The organism is Bordetella sp. N (genome assembly GCF_001433395.1).
GTDB lineage: Bacteria > Pseudomonadota > Gammaproteobacteria > Burkholderiales > Burkholderiaceae_B > Bordetella_C.
This window is the reverse complement of record NZ_CP013111.1, coordinates 2,435,219-2,453,180: the sequence shown is the minus strand read 5'-3', so window position 1 is coordinate 2,453,180 and position 17,962 is coordinate 2,435,219. Positions and strand designations below refer to the sequence as shown.

General features: G+C 63.8%; 17 protein-coding genes. 14 read left to right on the top strand and 3 right to left on the bottom strand.

Annotated elements, in window-relative coordinates; genetic code table 11:
* Positions 1–208: 208 nt before the first annotated feature.
* The 3 genes from ASB57_RS10360 to ASB57_RS10350 all read left to right on the top strand — a co-directional run bounded on the left by ASB57_RS10360 (position 209) and on the right by ASB57_RS10350 (position 4,808).
* Positions 209–2,065: a phosphoenolpyruvate carboxykinase (GTP) gene (locus ASB57_RS10360; protein WP_057652163.1), complete on the top strand. Its 1,857-nt coding sequence runs from the start codon at positions 209–211 to the stop codon at positions 2,063–2,065.
* A 267-nt stretch (positions 2,066–2,332) separates the two neighbouring features.
* Positions 2,333–3,301, top strand: coding sequence for a tripartite tricarboxylate transporter substrate binding protein (locus tag ASB57_RS10355; RefSeq protein ID WP_057652162.1), 969 nt, complete (start codon positions 2,333–2,335; stop codon positions 3,299–3,301).
* A 157-nt stretch (positions 3,302–3,458) separates the two neighbouring features.
* Positions 3,459–4,808 (top strand): hypothetical protein, encoded by a 1,350-nt coding sequence (locus ASB57_RS10350; protein ID WP_057652161.1) that lies wholly within the window; start codon positions 3,459–3,461, stop codon positions 4,806–4,808.
* A gap of 81 nt (positions 4,809–4,889) precedes the next feature.
* On the opposite strand, the gene ASB57_RS10345 is transcribed toward ASB57_RS10350, so the two are convergent.
* Both ASB57_RS10345 and ASB57_RS10340 read right to left on the bottom strand, forming a co-directional pair.
* Positions 4,890–5,201 (bottom strand): helix-turn-helix transcriptional regulator, encoded by a 312-nt coding sequence (locus tag ASB57_RS10345; RefSeq protein WP_057652160.1) that lies wholly within the window; start codon positions 5,199–5,201, stop codon positions 4,890–4,892.
* A 203-nt stretch (positions 5,202–5,404) separates the two neighbouring features.
* Positions 5,405–6,310 carry a LysR family transcriptional regulator gene (locus ASB57_RS10340; RefSeq protein ID WP_057652159.1) on the bottom strand — a complete coding sequence of 302 codons (906 nt, stop codon included), beginning with the start codon at positions 6,308–6,310 and terminating at the stop codon, positions 5,405–5,407.
* A gap of 153 nt (positions 6,311–6,463) precedes the next feature.
* Here ASB57_RS10340 and ASB57_RS10335 point away from each other — a divergent pair, with 153 nt between their 5' ends.
* Positions 6,464–7,459 carry a tripartite tricarboxylate transporter substrate binding protein gene (locus ASB57_RS10335; protein WP_057652158.1) on the top strand — a complete coding sequence of 332 codons (996 nt, stop codon included), beginning with the start codon at positions 6,464–6,466 and terminating at the stop codon, positions 7,457–7,459.
* 5 nt (positions 7,460–7,464) lie between these two features.
* Positions 7,465–8,367: an oxaloacetate decarboxylase gene (locus ASB57_RS10330; RefSeq protein WP_231755387.1), complete on the top strand. Its 903-nt coding sequence runs from the start codon at positions 7,465–7,467 to the stop codon at positions 8,365–8,367.
* On the opposite strand, the gene ASB57_RS10325 is transcribed toward ASB57_RS10330, so the two are convergent.
* Entirely contained in the window at positions 8,364–9,737 is a 1,374-nt protein-coding gene (locus ASB57_RS10325) for a PLP-dependent aminotransferase family protein (protein WP_057652156.1), read from the bottom strand. The two genes, ASB57_RS10330 and ASB57_RS10325, sit on opposite strands and share 4 nt — an antisense overlap.
* Positions 9,738–10,101: 364 nt before the next feature.
* Between ASB57_RS10325 and ASB57_RS10320 the strand changes: the two genes are divergently transcribed.
* Genes ASB57_RS10320 through ASB57_RS10280 form a run of 9 tightly spaced genes read left to right on the top strand, consistent with a single transcriptional unit; the run spans position 10,102 to position 17,960 of the window.
* Positions 10,102–10,584, top strand: coding sequence for an MSMEG_0572/Sll0783 family nitrogen starvation response protein (locus tag ASB57_RS10320; protein ID WP_057652155.1), 483 nt, complete (start codon positions 10,102–10,104; stop codon positions 10,582–10,584).
* Positions 10,585–10,596: 12 nt separating this feature from the next.
* Positions 10,597–11,652, top strand: coding sequence for a Nit6803 family nitrilase (locus ASB57_RS10315; protein WP_057652154.1), 1,056 nt, complete (start codon positions 10,597–10,599; stop codon positions 11,650–11,652).
* Complete coding sequence (locus ASB57_RS10310; protein ID WP_057652153.1) at positions 11,615–12,685, top strand: MSMEG_0568 family radical SAM protein; 1,071 nt, start codon at positions 11,615–11,617, stop codon at positions 12,683–12,685. Before ASB57_RS10315 ends, ASB57_RS10310 begins: the two co-directional genes overlap by 38 nt.
* A 12-nt stretch (positions 12,686–12,697) precedes the next feature.
* Positions 12,698–13,237, top strand: a complete 540-nt coding sequence (locus ASB57_RS10305; RefSeq protein WP_057656058.1) for an MSMEG_0567/Sll0786 family nitrogen starvation N-acetyltransferase — start codon at positions 12,698–12,700, stop codon at positions 13,235–13,237.
* Position 13,238: 1 nt separating this feature from the next.
* Entirely contained in the window at positions 13,239–14,252 is a 1,014-nt protein-coding gene (locus ASB57_RS10300) for a sll0787 family AIR synthase-like protein (protein ID WP_057652152.1), read from the top strand.
* The gene (locus tag ASB57_RS10295) at positions 14,249–15,373 is read left to right on the top strand and encodes an MSMEG_0565 family glycosyltransferase (RefSeq protein WP_057652151.1); all 1,125 of its coding nucleotides are present in this window, start codon (positions 14,249–14,251) and stop codon (positions 15,371–15,373) included. Before ASB57_RS10300 ends, ASB57_RS10295 begins: the two co-directional genes overlap by 4 nt.
* Positions 15,374–15,404: 31 nt before the next feature.
* On the top strand, positions 15,405–15,728 hold the full coding sequence (locus ASB57_RS10290; protein WP_057652150.1) for an MSMEG_0570 family nitrogen starvation response protein: 324 nt from the start codon (positions 15,405–15,407) through the stop codon (positions 15,726–15,728).
* A gap of 41 nt (positions 15,729–15,769) precedes the next feature.
* Positions 15,770–17,062 carry an MSMEG_0569 family flavin-dependent oxidoreductase gene (locus tag ASB57_RS10285; RefSeq protein ID WP_057652149.1) on the top strand — a complete coding sequence of 431 codons (1,293 nt, stop codon included), beginning with the start codon at positions 15,770–15,772 and terminating at the stop codon, positions 17,060–17,062.
* 31 nt (positions 17,063–17,093) lie between these two features.
* Positions 17,094–17,960: a Pnap_2097 family protein gene (locus ASB57_RS10280; RefSeq protein WP_197425022.1), complete on the top strand. Its 867-nt coding sequence runs from the start codon at positions 17,094–17,096 to the stop codon at positions 17,958–17,960.
* Positions 17,961–17,962 lie beyond the last annotated feature (2 nt).

Here is a 17,962-nt window from a genome sequence, read left to right as displayed (position 1 = left end):
GCCCTCCATTCGCCCATGAGGATGGGTTGACGCCGCCGCTCCCTGCCCGGGTATGATGGCTCTCTAATCCACATGGCGAAATGTCGAACCGGCCCTTGTTGCAACCCATTGCGGCCGTCGCGTTGCCATTTGCGGTACCCAATTTTTATTTCAGCCCACGGGCTGGCCTTGATTCCTATCTTTTAAATATCTATTTGGAGACGAGACAATGAACCGACCCTTCGATGGCCCTCAGGCTGCGCTCAATGTGCCGACTTATGTACAGAACCGCCGCCTGGTCGACTGGGTGGCGGAGTTCGTGGCGCTCGCCAAGCCGGAAAGCGTGGTGTGGTGCGATGGCTCTCAGGAAGAGAACGACCGCCTGTGTGCGCAGATGGTCGCGGCCGGCACGCTGCGCAAGCTGAACGAACAGAAGCGTCCCAATTCCTATCTGGCCTTGTCCGATCCGGGTGATGTGGCGCGCGTCGAAGACCGCACCTTCATCTGCACCGACAAGGCTGAGGATGCCGGTCCCACCAACAACTGGGCCGCGCCCGCTGAAATGCGCGAGACGCTGAACGGCCTGTTCGACGGCTGCATGCGCGGCCGCACGCTGTACGTGGTGCCGTTCTCGATGGGCCCGCTGGGTTCGAACATCGCCCACATCGGCGTCGAACTGACGGACAGCCCCTACGTGGTGGTCAGCATGCGCATCATGACGCGCATGGGCAAGAAGGTTTATGACGTCCTTGGCGCCGACGGCGAATTCGTGCCGTGCGTGCACACCGTCGGCAAGCCCCTGGGCGCCGGCGAAGCCGACGTGGCCTGGCCGTGCAATCCGACCAAGTACATCGTGCATTACCCCGCCACGCGCGAAATCTGGAGCTACGGCTCGGGCTACGGCGGCAACGCCCTGCTGGGCAAGAAGTGCTTCGCCCTGCGCATTGCGTCCACGATGGGCCGCGATGAAGGCTGGATGGCGGAACACATGCTGATCCTGGGCGTGACCACGCCGGAAGGTCGCAAGCATCACGTCGCGGCGGCGTTCCCGTCGGCCTGCGGCAAGACCAACTTCGCCATGCTGATTCCGCCGGAAGGCCTGAACGGCTGGAAGGTCACCACCATCGGTGACGACATCGCCTGGATCAAGCCCAGCGCCGATGGCCGTCTGCACGCCATCAATCCGGAATTCGGCTATTTCGGCGTGGCGCCGGGCACCGGGGAGAAGACCAACCCCAACGCCATGGCCACCCTGAACGCCAACTGCATCTTCACCAACGTCGCGCTGACCGATGACGGCGATGTCTGGTGGGAAGGCATGACCGAGCAGGCGCCCGCGCACCTGATCGACTGGCAGGGCCAGGATTGGACGCCGGCGATCGGCAAGGAAACGGGCCGCAAGGCCGCGCATCCGAACGCCCGCTTCACCGCGCCGGCTTCGCAGTGCCCGTCCATCGACGACGAATGGGAAAACCCGGAAGGCGTGGTCATCGATGCCTTCATCTTCGGCGGCCGCCGTTCCACCACCGTGCCGCTGGTGACCGAGGCGCGCAACTGGGAAGAGGGCGTCTACATGGCCGCCACCATGGGCTCCGAAACCACCGCCGCCGCTGCCGGTCAGCAAGGCGTGGTGCGTCGCGATCCCTTCGCCATGCTGCCGTTCTGCGGCTACAACATGAGCGACTACTTCCAGCACTGGCTGGAATTGGGCCAGAAGCTGGAAAAGACCGGCGCCACGCTGCCGCGTTTCTACTGCGTCAACTGGTTCCGCAAGGGTCCGGACGGCAAGTTCGTGTGGCCGGGCTTCGGCGAGAACATGCGCGTGCTGAAGTGGATGCTGGGCCGTATCGAAGGCAAGGCGCAAGGCCAGGAGCACGTGTTCGGCGTGTCGCCGCGCTACGAAGATCTGGACTGGACCGGCCTGGATTTCAGCCGCGCCAAGTTCGAGCAAGTCAGCTCGGTGGAAAAGCAGGACTGGCAGAAAGAGCTGGAACTGCACGCGGAGCTGTTCGAACAGCTCAAGCAAGGCCTGCCGGCCGCGCTGCCGCGCACCAAGAAGACCATCGAGGATCGGCTGTCGGCGTGAGCTGACGGTTGACCGTCGATAACGCGGGGGCGTCAGCGCCGCCGCGCCGGGTTCGCTGAACCCACCACAAGACCCCTGGGACGCCCCTGCGACCCAGGGGTTTTTTCTTGCCTGGGCGGCGCTGACAACCGGGCATTCGCGCTTCGCACACCAAGGTATACAATCCGCCCTCAGGTTCGCGTCCTACATGCTTTCCTAAATGGCGGTACAGCCAGAGGAAGTTCTAACAACGATTGAAGACCGCGTCCCCGCTGGAGGAGTCAAAAAATGAAATTCGGCATATCGCCGTTGGCGAAGCTATTGGCTGGTGGCCTGCTGTGTGCCGCCGCGGCTGGCGCACAGGCCGCCTGGCCCGACAAGCCCATCACCCTGGTGATTCCTTTCCCGCCCGGCGGCACCACGGACATGGTGGGTCGTCCGCTGGCGCAGATGCTCAGCGAAAAGCTGAAGCAGCCTGTCATCGTGGACAATCGCGCCGGTGCCGGCGGCACCATCGGCGCCGCCTATGTGGCGCGTTCGCAGCCGGATGGCTATACCTTGTTCCTGGCGACCATCGCGCACACCATTGCGCCGTCGACTTACGACAAGCTGACCTACGATTTCCAGAAAGATTTCGCGCCCATCACCATCGTGGCGTCGTCGCCCAATCTGCTGATCGTCAACAACAACCTGCCGGTCAAGACCGTGCCGGAGCTGATCGACTACGCGAAAAAGAACCCGGGCAAGCTGAACTATGGTTCGGCTGGCATCGGCAGCACGGAGCATCTGGCGGGCGAGCTGTTCCGTTCAATGGCGAAGATCGACATCTCGCACGTGCCCTACAAGGGCGGCGCGCCGATGATGGCGGACCTGATCTCCGGCCAGATCCAGATGGCGCTGGAAACCAGCGGCTCGGCCATCGCGCAGATCCGCGCCGGCACCGTGCGCGCGCTGGGCGTCAGCAGCGAGAAACCGAGCAGCTTCTTTCCGGGCATCCCGGCCATCGACCAGGCAGGGCTGCCGGGCTACACCTTCGCCACCTGGTATGGCTTGATGGTGCCGGCCGGCACGCCGGCTGACGTGCAGAAGACGCTGTACCAGGACGTCCAGCAGATCCTGCAGGATCCGCAGATGAAAAAGATACTGGAAACCATAGGCGCCGATGCCGGTGGCAACAGCCCGGCGGATTTCAAGGTTTTCATCGCCGACCAGACGCAGAAATGGCATGACATCCTGAAGCCTGACGCGAAGAAGTAAGCATTCGGAAAGCTTGGGCCGGACGATCGATCCCAGGTTTTCCTATGCGTCAGCGACGTTGCGGCGCGCGCCCGTAATGTCGCTGACAATTTGTCGGACTCTCCGTTGTGGTGGCGTGATATATCCCCATGCTCAACCACAACAACGATATTCATCCATGAGCAACGCTACATCTCGCCGCCGTCTTGGCGCCGGCCTGGACAAGTTTCGCCTGGCCGCGAATCGTTCCAGCCGTTTGATCAAAGGGCTTACCCGCACGGGTGCCGCCTTCATGCTGCTGACCCTGGCTGCCCTCGCGCCAACCGCGCATGCGGCGCCGGACGCGCATCAGACGGCGCCCGCTGCCGCCAAGCCGGCAGCCAGCACGGCCACCGTCGAATTCCCCGCCTGGGCGGCGGACTATCAGGGCAAGATCGGCAACCGGAATATCCGCGTCAGCCTGCAGCGTGTCGCCGACCACGTGTCCGGCAACTACTGCTACGAACCGTGTGACGCCAACAAGATATTGAAGCTGCGCCTCGATGGGACGTGGCAGGCCAATGGCACGGCCATGAAGGAATACGACCAGAGCACGTCCGGCAAAGAGCACCCGGTGACAGGGCGCTGGGATATGCGCCCCGATGGCGCCGGCTGGACGGGGACCTGGGCCAGCCCGGATGGCAAGCGTAGCTTGCCGCTGACCCTGAGCGTGACGTCCGGCGCGCATGCCTTCCCCTATGAAGTCCGCCTGGCCGCTGATCGCATGCCCGCTTCCTCGGGTGACTGCGCCACGGACGTGCCGCACGTAACGCAGATCCGTCTGTACAACGACGGCCAGCTGGTGCAGACGCTGCCGACGGATTCGCAGGGCACCTGCCGCATCTTTGTGCCGCAGACCGACGACATCAATTTCGACGGCTGGCCCGACCTGACCTTGGGCCAGTTCCTGCCCGCCGGTCCCAATATTCCCACCAGTGCGTGGATCTACGATCCCGCCACGGGCAAGTTCGACGACGTCAGCGCCGCCATGGAGAACATGACGTCGCCTAACTTCGATGCAGCCAACAAGCTGATTTGGGATTTCCAGCGTGGCAGCTGCTGCGATCACTACGTGACCATCGCCAAGTGGAAGGGCAAGGAGCTGGTCCAGGTCGAGCAGGGCGAGAGCTTTTACCAGCCCGTGCGTATCAAGGGCCAGATGCGCTACTGCTACGTGATGCCGACCTACCGCAATGGCCACGTCGAATATCCGGACGCGACCTGGAACGCGGGTGACCGGCTGCTTCAGCGCAACCCCGCGGACTGCGAGAACGAGCCGCCCGATTCCTGGGACCGGGTGCATATGGAAGTCTATCTGCGCGACACCCGGACGGGCGAGATATCCCACGAGTACTCGGAAAAAGTGCAGATGGAGACGACCCAGATCAAAGGCAAGACCATGCAATGTCCCTATGTGCAACTGCTGGACAACGGCAAGGTCGATGCGGTGAGCCTGAAGGATCCGGACTACTGCACGGCGACGAAGTAAACGGCGCAGGCGATAAAAAACCGGCCCCCGCGGACATGCGTTCCGCGGGGGCCGGTCTACTTCAATACCGAGTATTCGTGCTTACTCTTCGTCGTACTCGAGGTCGTCGTCTTCCTCTTCTTCCTCTTCGTCCTCATCGTCCTGTTCCAGGGCGTCATAGCCCTTCCAGGTAATGCGCCACACGGCGTCCTGGCCCGTGGGGCCTTCCGTCAGCTTCTTGGCCAGACCTGCGTCAGCCAGGATTTCCAGGTGGTGCTCGACGACCGGCGCGGGCAGGTCGCCTTCAGCCAGTTCTTGCACGGCCTGGGTGACTTCCCGGCCGGTGAGCGTTGCCGCGTCGGCGTCGCGGAACGCGCCGAGAATGGTGACTACTAGATCGAAATCGCGTTGCATGAGGACACCTCGTGCCGGTTAAGGCGAAAAAACAGGGGTGGAGAACCGGGATCAAAGCACCGGGAGCAAAGCACCGCTACCGCGACAGTGCGGCGCTTTCCGCAACCATACCAGATGCCTGTTGCCAGCATGAGACGCCGGCCCACCGCTGCGGGACAAAAACGTGCGCGCGATTTGCCGTTGTCTGGGGGCCGATAGCGCTGTTACGTCGCGGGAACGAGCGGCGCGGTGAGCGTGAAATCGGCGGTCTCCCGGCTGATCGTGCGTAGCGATGTCACCGCCATCCGCGTATCGGCCGCGCGCCAATGGAAACAGTAGGCCAGGCGGGGCAGCGGCGGATCGCTCTTCAGTTCAACCAGCTTGGCGGCCCGCACGTACGGTTCGACGTAACGGCGTGGGAAAAAACTGATTCCCAGTCCCGCAGTGACCAGGGCAATAAGCGCGGTCAGGCTGTTGCAGGTCAAGGCGCGCGGTATTTGCAGCTCCTGCGCCGCGAGCCAACGCTCGAAGGCCTGCGCGAGCCCGGCCTCCGGGCTGAGGGTGATCACCGGATGCTCCTGGAAATGATGAGCCGTCAGGGTCGTACCTTTCGCCAGGCGCTGAGGCGCCGCCATCCAGCAGTACTCCAATTCGCCTATCTTTTCGCTCAACAGCGCGGGCGAGGCAGCGGGCCCCGGGATGATGGCGAAATCCAGTTCACCCCGCTCAAGCTTGCGCAGCAGCCCGTTCGTGAGATCGACCTGTGGCTCCAACGTAAGGTGGGGATGTTCCAGCTGTACCCGCGCGACAAAATTTGGAAACCACGTCGCGGCGATCAGCTCGCTGATGCCGAAGCGGCTCGATCCACGTACTGGACCACCCCCCACGTCACTGCGAATGCGGCTTTCCACTTCCAGCATGTGGGCGGCATGGTCAAGCAGGCGCAGCCCGGCGTCAGTGGGAATCGCGCGCTGGCCCGTTCGGTCGAACAGCACGCTGCCCAGGTCATCCTCCAGTTCAGCGATTCGTTTGGACAGGGATGACTGCGTAACGTGCAGCCGCGTGGCCGCGAGGGAAAAGCTCCCTAGCGTGGCGGCCCAGTAGAAGGCTTCAAGCTGCTTCAGTGTCATGCGGGGAATGATAGTCGCTTCGCGACTGCCGGGTAGTGAAAATAAGTCGCTTTTTGCATGGCATGGCGCTGCGTATCTTTACGGCTCGGGCGATCAGAGCCAAGCGCGGTTGGCCCGGGCCGCGCCCAAATCCGTCAAATCAAGGGGAAAACCATGCGACCCATACTGTCCCGACTTTCCGTGCCGGCGCCCCGGCGCCTGCGCGCCGCGCTGGCGCTGTTGCTGGCAGTCACTGCTGCGCCCGCGCTGGCCGAATGGCCGGAAGATCATCCGATCCAGGTGTATGTGGGGTTCGCCGCAGGGGGAGGAACCGACATCATGGCGCGCACGATGATGCCCTTCATCCAGAAGTATCTGGGCGGCAAAGCCAACTTCGTGATCGTCAACCGGCCCGGCGCTGCCAGCGAAATCTCAAATACGTCGGTGGCCCGAGCCACTCCGGATGGTTATACCCTGGGCGTAGTCAACCTGCCGGCCATGGCATTCGTGCCTTTGTACAAGAAAACGCAGTACGACCCGCGCAAGCTGCAATTGGTCGCCCGTGTGCTGTCCGATCCGACCATTCTGGTCACGCGGCAGGATAGCCCCTATAACACGCTCGGCGACGTCGTGGCCGCACTCAAGGTCAAGCCTGGTTCGCTGTCCGTGGGTCATAACGGCGTGGGAACCAACGGTCATCTCGCGCTCTTGCAGCTGCAGAACGTGGCGGGGGTGAAGCTGAACGACATTCCCTATAACGGCACCTCGCAGTCCAAGACGGCGCTGCTGGGCGGCTATATTGATTTTGCCGCGGTGACCACCGGCGAAATGCCTGACCCCGGCAAGGAGGCCGTGCCCTTGAAGGTCATCGCCCAGATGAGCGATGCGCGTGCGCATTCATTTCCCAACGTTCCCACGGCCCGCGAACAGGGCTTCGACGACGTGATGCCGGCCGAGCGCGGTTTCGCGGTTCCCGCCGGCGTGCCGGCAGCTATCGTGGCCAAGCTGGATGCGGCGATCAAGGCGACGCTCGCGGATCCCGAATATCTGCGCAAAGCCGGCAACGATGCGCCGGTGCTGGCCTACCTGAGCGGCGACGAATGGACCAGGATCATCGACAGCCGCGAGACCACGATGCGCCGTCTCGCCGCGAGCATGCCCAAGGAATGATCCCTGTGCTTGCCTTCCCCGATGCCGCTTCGAAGCGGGCCGCACTACGGCGCCAGTTGCAGGACGATGCCTTTGTCATCGCGCCGGCGATCCATGATGTCTTCAGCCTTCGGCTGGTCGAGCGTGCAGGCTATCGCAGCGCTTGCATCAGCGGGGCCATGCTGGCCATGGCCTTGTTGGGCCAGCCGGACATAGGGCTGCTGGGGCTCGCGGAGAGTGTCGAGCACTGCCGCCGCCTGGTGCGCGTGGCGCGCATCCCCATCACCGCGGATGCCGATGCCGGTTACGGCAATGCACGAGGTGTATTCCACACCGTCGAATTGTTCGAGGAAGCTGGCGCCGCCGGCGTCAACCTGGAAGATCAGGTGGTGCCACGCCGGTATGGCGCCGGGCCGGACAAGGAAGTCGTCAGCGTGACGGAGATGTGCGGGAAGATACGTGCGGCCTGCCGCGCGCGCCGCGATGAGGGTTTCCTGGTCATCGTTCGTACCGACGCCTGCGCCGTCGAATCGGTGGACGACGTCGTCACGCGCGTGCTGGCCTACGAGGAAGCCGGCGCGGATCTCATCCTGCCGATGGCGCCACGTGGTGAAGCGGAAATCGACGGCCTGGTGCGCGCGTTGCACGTTCCCGTGACGATCAGTGCCGGTACCGGGCTGGCGCCCGCACCGTCGGCGGGGGGCGTGCCGCTTGCGCGGCTGCGTGAGCTGGGTGTCAGGCGCGTGAGCCTGACGACCCTGCTGCCCGGCGCCGCGACAGGTGGCATGGACGAGGCTTTGCAGGCCCTGGAGAGGGGGGCGTCCGAACCCTGCGCCGCGGTGCGTGGCGCGGCCATGCTGCCGGCGCTCATGGAAGTAGCGACCCAGCACGCCTTCGAATCGACGCTGCTTGCCGTCGAGCGCGGCTAAGTTTCATCGTTGCGCAGCTCGCTTGCAAGCAGCTGCAATCCCTCAGCGCATTCCGACCAGCTCATGGCGCCGCCCAGGCAGACACGCACTGCCTGCGGCGGATTCCCATCGGTGGCGAACGCGGCGCTGCCTACCACCCACACCCCCCGGTCGCGCATGCGTTCGGCGAAGGCCAGCGGCGCGACGCCGGAAGGCAGTTCCAGCCACAGGTGAAAACCTTCCGGGTCAGTTTGCACGCGCAGTCCCCGCAGATGCTTCTGTGCCAGCTCCTGACGGTCCGACGCCTCCGCGCGCACTGCTTCCAGCATGGCCTCGGCGGTGCCGTCATTGACCCAGCGTGTTGCCAGCGCATTGGTGACGGGCGACGACATTACGGTGAAGGCACGTAGCGTCGCCGCGAGCCTGCGCTGCCGCATGGCGTCAGGTGCTTTCACATACGCGATGCGCATGCCTGCCCCCAGGCATTTCGAGAATCCCGTCACGTAATAGCTGATCTCCGGCGCCAACAGGCTCAGGGGCTCCGGCATTTGCGATGGCAGCATGGCATAGGGATCATCTTCGATAATGGCGACGTTGTAGCGCTGGGCCACGTCGGCGATCTCCTCGCGCCGGCTGGCCGGTATCGTCGCGGCCGTGGGATTCTGCAGCGTCGGATTACAGTACAGCGCCTTGGGCTGAACGGCTTTGCAGGCGTCCTCGAACGCCGCGGCGCTAAGTCCGTCTTTGTCCATCTGTAGCGGAAACAGCTTGATGCCCAGCTGCGTGGCGATCGCTTTGATACCCGGATAGGTGAGGGCTTCGACGCACATCAGTTCGCCCGCCGGCACAAGTTGGGCCACGAGTGCCAGCAGCACGCTATGTATGCCGGGACAGACCAGTACGTCTTCGGCGCGCACGCCGGGCAACTGGCGGCGTAGCCAACGCGCTCCGGCATCGCGATCAGCCAGGTTGCCGCCGAATTCCTGGTAACGCAGAAGCCCATAGAAGTCGTCTTCCGCAAAGATCCGCTTGGCGCTTTCACGCATGCGTGCAAGCAGGGCGGGCGAGCGCGGCTCGGGCGGCAGATTCATGCTCATTTCCGCACTGATGCCACCGCGCGATGCAAGCGAGGGATTGCCACCTTTGACGTAGGTGCCCGCGCCCGGATGCGAATCGACCAGGCCGCGCTTGCGCGCTTCGGCATATCCGCGCGCGACCGTCGTGTAGTCCAGGCTCAAGGCCTCCGCCAGTTGTCGCAAGGGCGGCAGGCGGTCGCCTGACGACAGGCGACCTTCGCCGACGTCCCGCTCGATGAGCTCTGCCAGCAACAGATACGCGGGCCGTTCGCTTTGCGCGAAGCGGGCAAGCCAGTGTTGTGTCGAATAGGCCATGTGCCGGAGTTCCGATGCGGGAGAAGTCGCGCCTTGGGTCTATGTTGGCACACAGCGCGAAGCTTGCGTAGCCCGTAAAGCGAAGGGGCCGCGCGGACAAAAGACGGCTGGCGATGCACGTGTGCACCATCCAGGATCGCGATGCGCCATGCTTTGCACGGCTATGGTGCGGGGTGGATGGGATCTCCATGCAGGTACTGCGCGTAGCGGCCGGAAAACTCGTGGCGGGGCGGTCCCGCGAGGCTGTCCACGCCTGTTTGATTGGATGTTGATTGCATGTTTCGCGGCAACTGATGGCATGTACGTTGCAACAGGACAAGGCAGCGCAACACCGCGCCGACCTCATCCTTTCGGAGAATTCACCATGCCTGCCGTCACCAAGCCCGCTCATGAAAAAGGCGATTTCCTGGTCGATTATGAAGAGAAAGTATTCGCAGACGTAAAGGCCCAGCCTGGCGAGAAAGCGCTGGTCACCTTCCACACGGTGGCTTTCGAAGGATCGATCGGCTTCGTCAATCTGCTGCAGGCCACGCGGCTCAAGCGCAAGGGCTTCGATACGTCGGTCCTGCTGTACGGCCCCGGCGTGACCCTGGGCGTCAAGCGTGGCTTCCCGACGCTGGGTGACGAAGCCTTTCCCGGACACCAGAACTTCAACAAGCAGATCGAGAAATTCATGGAAGAGGGCGGCAAGGTCTACGCCTGCCGCTTCGCGCTGCAGGCCCTTTATGGGCATGGCGAGCCGTCGCTGATCGAAGGCATCCGTCCGATCAATCCCCTGGATGTCCTGGACCTGGTGCTGCTGCATCGACGCGACAACGCGTTCATTCTTGATACCTGGACGCTTTGAGGATCACCGGGCATGTCCGAGAACCGCGTCATTCGTGCAGCCGCCATCCAGTTGGCGCCAGACTTCGAGGGCACTGACGGTACTCTGAAGAAGGTGCTGGATGCGCTCGATGAGGCAGCCGGCAAGGGTGCACAGCTGGCTGTCTTCCCAGAGACGTTTGTGCCTTACTACCCGTACTTCTCCTTCGTCAAGCCGCCCGTGCAATCCGGTGCCGATCATCTGCGGCTGTACGAGCGGGCCGTGGTCGTGCCCGGCCCGGTCACCCAGGCCGTGTCAGAGCGCGCGCGCAGGCACGGCATTGTCGTGGTGCTGGGCGTGAACGAACGCGATCACGGCTCGCTCTATAACACCCAGCTGGTGTTCGACGGCGATGGCCGCCTGGTGCAGCGCCGCCGCAAGATCACCCCGACCTTCCACGAACGCATGATCTGGGGGCAGGGCGATGGCAGCGGATTGCAGGTGGTGCAGACGCAAGCGGGCCGCGTCGGCGCCTTGGCCTGCTGGGAGCACTACAACCCGCTGGCTCGCTACGCGTTGATGACGCAGCACGAGCAAATCCATTGCAGTCAGTTCCCCGGCTCGATGGTTGGGCCGATTTTCGCTGACCAGATCGAGGTGACGATACGCCACCACGCGCTGGAGTCCGGCTGCTTTGTGGTGAACAGCACGGGTTGGCTGACGGATGCGCAGATCGAGTCCATCACCTCCGACCCTGCGTTGCAGCGAGCCCTGCGTGGCGGCTGTAACACGGCCATCGTATCGCCGGAAGGCAATCACCTGGTGCCGCCGCTGCTCGAAGGTGAGGGCATGGTCGTGGCGGATCTGGACCTGGCTCTGATCACCAAGCGCAAACGCATGATGGACAGCGTGGGCCACTACGCGCGGCCGGAGTTACTGAGCCTGGCCATCGACCGCAGGGCTGCGCGGCCCGCTTTTCCAATGCACGGCGACACCGTGCCGGACGTTACGTTTCTTCCAGAGGTGAATCATGGAAACGCAGGAAATTCTGCCGCCGGCGAGCCGGCAATTGATGACGGAATTGCAGTCGTCAGGCCTGCGGCTGCTTGACCCGAGTGCCGGCGCCGCCAGCCGGCGCGGCGGCGCGGGGCCGTCGGACCACAAGGCCGTGATGGTAGGCGAAAAGGCCTTCATGGTGCCGGTGCATACATCCACCGCCTGGAATTCGCCGTTCGTCGCGCAGTCCCCGGACGAGCATGGCCGCAGCACATTGATGCGGGGCTCTATTCCTATCGCCACGCTCTCGTTTCCGAAGGCTCCACGTTTCTACGCGATGCAGACGATGGACGGCGTGCCCTATTCGCACATCGCCACGTTGCATGGCTCCGATGTGCTGGCGACCACCGTGCTGCAGACCTGCATCCGCTATGAAAGCCGACGCAAGGCTTGCCAATTCTGCGCGATAGGCCAGTCACTGGCAGCCGGACGCACCATCGCACGCAAGACGCCGGCGCAGTTGGCCGAGGTGGCGCGGGCCGCGGTGTTGCTGGATGGCGTAAAGCACGTCGTCCTGACGACTGGAACGCCTAACGCCACGGACCGTGGCGCCGCGATCCTTTGCGAAAGCGCGGCCGCGATCAAGGCGGCGGTCGATATTCCCATCCAGGGGCAGTGCGAGCCGCCTGACGACGATGCGTGGTTCTCGCGGATGCGGGATGCGGGCATCGACACGCTGGGGATGCATCTGGAAGCCGTTACACCGGCCGTGCGCCAGCGCATCATGCCCGGCAAGGCCACCGTTCCGGTGGAGCGCTATCTCAGCGCCTTTGAAGCGGCCGTGGCGATCTTCGGGTGGGGGCAGGTCAGCACCTACATTCTGGCGGGCCTGGGCGATACGCCGCAGGCCATCCTGGAAATGTGCGACCGGCTGTTGGCGTTGGGGGTCTATCCTTTCGTCGTGCCCTTCGTCCCCATCAGCGGCACGCCCCTGGAGGACCATCCCGCACCAAGCGCGGAATTCATGCGCACCATATTGGAACCCCTGGGAAGGCGGGTGGCGGAAACCTCCTTGCGTTCGTCAGAGATCAAGGCGGGCTGCGGCAAGTGCGGCGCCTGTTCGTCGCTGTCGCTGTACGAGTTGTGAGTGGGGGCTCAGATGCAAAACGAGCTTCCCTGCCTGTTCCGTCCCGTCGAGTTTCGAATCAAGCACGCCACCCTTGATTGGGAACGGCGCCAAGCCCATAGTCTGCGCCGCGCGGTCTTCTGCGAAGAGCAGGGGATATTCCAGGGCGACGATAGGGATTCCATCGATGACGAGGCCCATCTGCTGGTGGCGCTGGCCTGTGTCGCGGGCATGCCCGATACGGTAGCGGGTACCGTGCGCATACACCGCGACGAACACGGGCGCTGGTGGGGCTCACGGCTGGCGGTGGACTTGGCTTTTCGCCGCAGCGGCAGCCTGGGCGCGGCTTTGATCCGTCTGGCGGTCAGCAGCGCCAACGCCATCGGTTGCGACACTTTCCTGGCTCACGTACAGAGTCAGAACGTGCCGCTCTTTCGCAAGCTCAGGTGGGAGTCGCTGGCAGAGGAAACGCTGCGCGATCGTCCTCACCACCTTATGCGCGCCGACCTTGCCGCCTACCCGCCGTTCCATCGCATGGCGGACGGATTCGTGGCCCATGCGCGGAGATCATGACATGACACCTGAAGCGATTGTTGCCGCGCTGAAAGAAAGTCGGGGATTCGCCCATAAACGAGACATCGCGGCCGTGATGGGCTCGCTTGGCCTGCATTCCCCCGCGGGATGGCAGCAAGCAGGCCAGGCGACGGGGCTTGGGGATGATTGCGCTGCCCTGGCCGACGGCGACGGCTACCTGCTGTTCGCGATCGAGGGCTTCGTCGAGGACTTCGTCGCGAGCATGCCGTGGTTCGCCGGCTATTGCGGCGTCATGGTCAATGTGAGCGACGTCTATGCCATGGGCGGCCGTCCGCTTGCGGTGGTGGATGCGCTATGGAGCCGCGGCATGGATCCCGCCGGCGAGGTGCTGCGCGGCATGGCGGCGGCGTCAGCGGCGTATGGCGTGCCCGTTGTGGGCGGCCACAGCAATACACGCGGAGAAAAGGGCCAGCTGGCCGTGTCGGTCCTGGGACGGGCGAGCAAGCTGATCTCCAGCTTCGATGCCAGGCCAGGAGACGACCTGATCATGGCCGTGGACCTGCGGGGCGCCTACCAGGAGCCTTTTCCGTATTGGAATGCGTCGACATCCGCGCCGGGTGAACGCCTGCGTGGCGATCTGGATATCCTGCCCGCGCTCGCGGAGGCAGGCCTGTGCCAGGCCGGAAAGGACATCAGCATGGCCGGAGCGGTGGGCACCGCGTTGATGCTGCTCGAATGTTCAGGGGTGGGCGCGGTGATCGACGTGGACTGCGTCCCGCGTCCGCAAGGCGTGGATATCCTCCGCTGGCTTGTGTCCTTTCCCAGCTACGGATTCGTGCTCAGCGTGCATCCGGATTCGACCGCGGAAGTACTGCGGCGCTTCGGAGCCCGCGACATCGCGGCCGTAGCTTGCGGGCGCGTAACCGAAGAAAAGGCAGTCTGGTTGCGTGCGAATGGCGACCAGTCCCTCTTGTGGGATTTCACGGCTGCTGCATTCATGGGATGCAATACGGAACCCGCGGCTCCCGTCGATGACATGAGGAGCGTCGCATGAAAATTGGACTGCTGACACATTCGGTGAACCCCCGTGGGGGCGTGGTCCATGCATTGGAACTTGGCGATGCGTTAAGCGGCTTGGGGCACGAGGTCACTGTGATGGCGCCCGCGGCGGCCGGGGCGACCTTCTTCCGCCCCACGCGTTGCCGGACCGCCATCGCACCCGTCGCGCCACACGGACCTGGCACGGTACCCATGGTGCGGGCGCGTATCGATGCCTTCGTTGCGTATCTGCGCAGGGTGCTCCCTGTGGAACGCTATGACGTGCTGCACGCCCAGGACAGCATCAGCGGCAACGCGTTGGCGGACCTGGTCGACGACGGCACCGTGCCCGGCTTTGTCCGCACGGTGCATCATCTCGACGACTTCGACGACGCCCAGCTGAGTTCGTGGCAGTTGCGAGCGTTTGACGCTGCTTCGCTGGTCTGCTGTGTCAGCGCCACCTGGATCGATCATCTGCGCGCGGTGCACGGCATTGAGGCGCAGCAGATTTCCAATGGCGTCAACCGCCGCGTCTTCAACCCTGACGTGACGGCAGAAGGCGATGCCGGTGTTGCGGCCAATCTGGGGATCGCTCGCGGGGGGGCGCTGTTTCTGGCGGTGGGTGGCGTGGAGGAACGCAAGAATACGCTGGCGATACTGCAAGCCTATTCAAGTGTGCGCAAACAGCATCCGTGCGCGCGGCTGGTCATCGCCGGCGGTGCGAGCCTGTTGGACCATGACGCCTATGGGCGCCGGTTCCATGCTGCCTTGGACGATATCGGGGCGAGCGGTGTCACGATAACCGGCCCCTTGCCCGATGGCGTATTGCCGGCGCTTTATCGGCTGGCCGATGCGCTGATCATGCCTTCGTGGCGCGAAGGTTTCGGGCTGGCCGTGCTGGAGGCGCTGGCCTGCGGTACCCCTGCGGTGGTGTCGCGGCGTGCCCCTTTTACGGAACACCTGACGGAATCTGAAGTGTTGTTCACGGATCCCGCCGACCCTGACGCCATTGCGTCCTCGATGTTGCAGGCCCTGGTGTTTCGCCCCGAGCCCGAGTCGCTGCTGCAGCGCTATTCGTGGGATGCCAGCGCCCGCCGCCATCAGACCCTTTACGAGTCCGTCCTGGCGACGTGCTAAGACGGCCATTTTCTTTCTTTTGGAGTATTTCATGCCTGCCATGTCTTTCCGCATCCGCTGGCCTGATGGCCAGGAGACGGACTGCTACTCGCCTTCCCTTGTCATTCGCGATTATGTGGCGGTTGGCGGAAATTATCCCGTCGACGTGTTCATGGGGCATATGCGTACTGCTTTGGAAATTGCCAGTGAAAGGGTCAGGCAGAAGTACGGCTTCGCCTGCTCGCGCGCGCTTGACCAACTGGCGACCCTGGAACAGCTCGCCGCGGATCACGCTCGCCTTGCAGCGGACACAGATTCCAGCGGCCCGGCAAGCCATGCGGCCGTCACCGTCCTTGCCTTCGGTGACACCGATTGACGGCCTGCGCGCTATCTCACCCTTCATCCAAGACTTGCGACATGCTGGAGAAAATCATGTCACCTGAACCGAATTTCCTTCCTTTCTACCCGGTCGTCATCGTTGGCGGCGGTCAGGCGGGGTTGTCGCTCAGCCATTATCTGACTAGCCTGACTGTGGGCCACATCGTCATCGAGAAGCACACGTTGACGCACACCTGGCGCACGCAGCGTTGGGATGCCTTCAGCTTGGTGACGCCCAACTGGCAGTGCGCCCTGCCTGGGCATCCCTATGCGGGAGAGGACCCACACGGGTTCATGACCAGGCCGCAGATCATCGAGTACCTGGATGACTTCATCGGCAAGGTGGACGCGCCGGCATTGGAGGGGGTAACGGTATTGCATGTGAAGCAGGGGGATGACGGAATCTACGACGTGCACACCAGCGCCGGGGACTTTCGCGCGGGACAGGTCGTAGTGGCCTCTGGCGGCTACACGGTTCCCATCATTCCGCGCTCAGCGGAACGGCTGCCGGCTTCGATCGCACAGCTTCACTCAAACCAGTACCGGAATCCAGGCCAATTGCCGCCTGGCGGCGTGCTCGTGGTCGGGTCCGGACAATCGGGCGCTCAGATCGCGGAGGACCTGCATTTGGCCGGACGCCAGGTGTATCTGGCCACCGGCGATGCGCCGCGCTGCGCGCGCTTCTATCGCGGCCGTGATGTGGTCGACTGGCTGGCCGACATGAATTACTACGAGATGTCGGTGGACCAGCATCCCCTGCGCGAGGGCGTGCGCGACAACACGAACCACTATGTGACCGGCCGCGAAGGAGGTCGCGACATCGACCTGCGCCGCTTTGCCCTGGAAGGGATGCAGCTGTACGGCCAGTTGACCGACGTGACGGGGACGACTGTGAGCTTCGCACCCAACCTGGCGGAGCACCTGGACAGTGCCGACCGGACCTTCAACGGCATCAATGCGGCCATCGACAAGCACATCGCTGCCCAGGGAATCGAGGCGCCGCCCGCGACGATATACGAGCCCGTTTGGACGCCATCAGCCGAGCGGACAAGCCTGGACCTGGCCGCGGCGGGAATAGGCAGCATCCTCTGGTGCATTGGTTTCCAGCCGGATTTCGCTTGGGTCGATGCGCCCGTCTTCAACGGCCGTGGACAGCCGGTGCACCGGCGCGGCGTAACGAACCAGAAGGGCCTGTATTTCCTGGGTCTGCCTTGGCTCCACACGTGGGGATCAGGGCGCTTTTCCGGCATCGCACGGGATGCAGAGCATCTTGCTAGCGCCATCGCGGAGCAAGCCGAGGCAGGTCTTGGGACGGCCGCGCTGGCGGCGTGACAGGCGGCGGGACTGTGACGAGGAAGAGGAAATGGAAGCACCACATTTGAGGTCTTACTGCGCGGGCATGCCGCATCTGGCCTATACGGGCCTGTCGGAGAACTGGCTCTGGAAGGAGTGCGGCGACCTGCATTGGGAGCGCCTGGCGCGGGCGCACGGCATGTCGCGTCCTGACTTTCGCGACGCTTCCGGCAATAAAGCCTACGCGGCGTTCACGGCCGTGCGTCTCATCGCGACCGAGTTGGACGGGATCGGCGAAAACGATGTTTTCCAGTTGCACGCGGGTCTTGCTCCGGCCGGCAGGGCGCAGTTTCTCAGCCAGCAGGTGCTCTATCGGGCGGGTGAGACGACGGCATCGGCACGCATCGAGATGTTGTCTGCCTTTGTTTTCCGTCACTCCCTGCGTGACAACCGCTCTGTCGGACGGGCCAGTTTGACGTTGTCGGCCAACCTGTCCGCGAGGTCGGATGAACCGTCGGCGGAAGCCGTCGCCCGGCTCGTGGCGCAAACGCGCGAACGCCGGCAGCGGGCCGCGACCTTGCGTGAGCAGCATGCCGTGAATGTGCCATCGGGCCAGGGGAGTTACCACGCCTCACCTTGTCCCAACAACGACTTCAACGGCGCCAACTTCATGTACTTCGCCAGCTTTCCAGCGTGGGTGGATCGGGCGGAATGGCAATTCTTCCGGCCTGCTGAATTGCTGGTGACGACCGCGCGCGAGGTGGACTACTACGGCAACATCAACGTCGGCGAAGAAGTCATCGTGCGTTGCCTCGAATGGGAGACCACGGAGCAAGGTGAGCTGGTGCATCGCATGGGCCTGTATCGCGTCGTGGACGAGCAACCCATCGCCGAGGTACGGACGCGCAAGCGGCCCGCGCATCTTGGAGGGGGCTAATC

What these genes read in the sequence shown, in the direction of transcription:
- ASB57_RS10360 (WP_057652163.1), top strand. Translation starts at nt 209, where the DNA reads ATGAACCGACCCTTCGATGGCCCTCAGGCTGCGCTCAATGTGCCGACT.
- ASB57_RS10355 (WP_057652162.1), top strand. Translation starts at nt 2,333, where the DNA reads ATGAAATTCGGCATATCGCCGTTGGCGAAGCTATTGGCTGGTGGCCTG.
- ASB57_RS10350 (WP_057652161.1), top strand. Translation starts at nt 3,459, where the DNA reads ATGAGCAACGCTACATCTCGCCGCCGTCTTGGCGCCGGCCTGGACAAG.
- ASB57_RS10345 (WP_057652160.1), bottom strand. Translation starts at nt 5,201, where the DNA reads ATGCAACGCGATTTCGATCTAGTAGTCACCATTCTCGGCGCGTTCCGC.
- ASB57_RS10340 (WP_057652159.1), bottom strand. Translation starts at nt 6,310, where the DNA reads ATGACACTGAAGCAGCTTGAAGCCTTCTACTGGGCCGCCACGCTAGGG.
- ASB57_RS10335 (WP_057652158.1), top strand. Translation starts at nt 6,464, where the DNA reads ATGCGACCCATACTGTCCCGACTTTCCGTGCCGGCGCCCCGGCGCCTG.
- ASB57_RS10325 (WP_057652156.1), bottom strand. Translation starts at nt 9,737, where the DNA reads ATGGCCTATTCGACACAACACTGGCTTGCCCGCTTCGCGCAAAGCGAA.
- ASB57_RS10320 (WP_057652155.1), top strand. Translation starts at nt 10,102, where the DNA reads ATGCCTGCCGTCACCAAGCCCGCTCATGAAAAAGGCGATTTCCTGGTC.
- ASB57_RS10315 (WP_057652154.1), top strand. Translation starts at nt 10,597, where the DNA reads ATGTCCGAGAACCGCGTCATTCGTGCAGCCGCCATCCAGTTGGCGCCA.
- ASB57_RS10310 (WP_057652153.1), top strand. Translation starts at nt 11,615, where the DNA reads ATGACGGAATTGCAGTCGTCAGGCCTGCGGCTGCTTGACCCGAGTGCC.
- ASB57_RS10305 (WP_057656058.1), top strand. Translation starts at nt 12,698, where the DNA reads ATGCAAAACGAGCTTCCCTGCCTGTTCCGTCCCGTCGAGTTTCGAATC.
- ASB57_RS10300 (WP_057652152.1), top strand. Translation starts at nt 13,239, where the DNA reads ATGACACCTGAAGCGATTGTTGCCGCGCTGAAAGAAAGTCGGGGATTC.
- ASB57_RS10295 (WP_057652151.1), top strand. Translation starts at nt 14,249, where the DNA reads ATGAAAATTGGACTGCTGACACATTCGGTGAACCCCCGTGGGGGCGTG.
- ASB57_RS10290 (WP_057652150.1), top strand. Translation starts at nt 15,405, where the DNA reads ATGCCTGCCATGTCTTTCCGCATCCGCTGGCCTGATGGCCAGGAGACG.
- ASB57_RS10285 (WP_057652149.1), top strand. Translation starts at nt 15,770, where the DNA reads ATGCTGGAGAAAATCATGTCACCTGAACCGAATTTCCTTCCTTTCTAC.
- ASB57_RS10280 (WP_197425022.1), top strand. Translation starts at nt 17,094, where the DNA reads ATGGAAGCACCACATTTGAGGTCTTACTGCGCGGGCATGCCGCATCTG.